The organism is Vibrio sp. YT-19(2023), assembly GCF_033337395.1.
The window spans coordinates 1-1,017 of the sequence record NZ_JAWOQN010000178.1; the positions used below are offsets into that span (position 1 = coordinate 1).

Annotated in this window: 1 protein-coding gene; it reads left to right on the forward strand. The window is 49.5% G+C overall.

Translation table 11 applies throughout. The features are described 5' to 3' along the window. Window positions 1–1,017: DUF294 nucleotidyltransferase-like domain-containing protein (locus R7E78_RS24720; protein WP_318058420.1), on the forward strand; the 1,017-nt coding region annotated here is incomplete at both ends.

The following is a 1,017-nucleotide window of genomic DNA, read 5'->3' on the forward strand; positions in this document are numbered from 1 at the left end:
TCTTTGTTCTTAATTGAGAAAATCAAATACGCGAGTTCACTCAACGCGCTGGCGGCGTTGAAAGAAGAACGTCAAACCATTTTCCAAGCGTTGGTGGAAAGCGGTGTGAGTGCGGAAATTCAGGGGCGAGTGATGTCGATGATCATGGACGCTTTCACGCGCCGCATCATCCAGCTCAATGAAGAACTGTTGGGCCCACCGCCATGTGATTACGCGTGGTTGGTTGCAGGCTCTCACGCCCGTAACGAAGTGCACATGCTGTCAGACCAAGACAGTGCGATTGTGCTTTCCGATGACGCCACCGAAGAACATAAACTGTACTTCACTCACCTTGCCATGCGGGTGTGTAATGGTTTGGCGGCGTGCGGCTATCCGCTTTGTGACGGCAAGTACATGGCAGCGTCACCAAAGTGGTGTCAGCCAATTCGTCGTTGGAAAGAGTACTATCAGAAGTGGGTGGCCAGCCCAGAATACAACAAACTATTGAGCATTAGCGTATTCCTTGAAGTGCGTGCCATTCACGGCAACCGCGAGTTTGTCGACCAAATCCAACAACACTTGCATGATTGCATTCAAAAGAGCCCGAGCTTTATTCCGGCTTTGGTGCGCGATGCGATTGACACTCAGCCGCCACTTGGCATTTTCAACAATTTGGTGTTGGAAAAAGGTGGGGAAAACAGCAACACGTTAAACATCAAAAAGTACGCCTTGAATCTGATCATCGATCTGGCGCGTATTTTCAGTCTTGCCGCTGGCGGCTCGTTAACTGGCACAGAAGAGCGTTTTCGCTACGCAGCCCAGCACGGCACATTGTCGAAAGACAGTGTTGAAAACATCATTGGCGCGTATCGCTTTATTACTCAGGTACGTTTCCGTCATCAACTCAATGCGATTCTGGCAGGCACCACACCTGACAACCACATCGCACCCGATGATTTCAGTAGCTTTGAACGCAAGCACTTAAAAGATGCATTTAAGATCATCAGTGAGCTGCAAGATGTCGCGAAACTGAAGTTT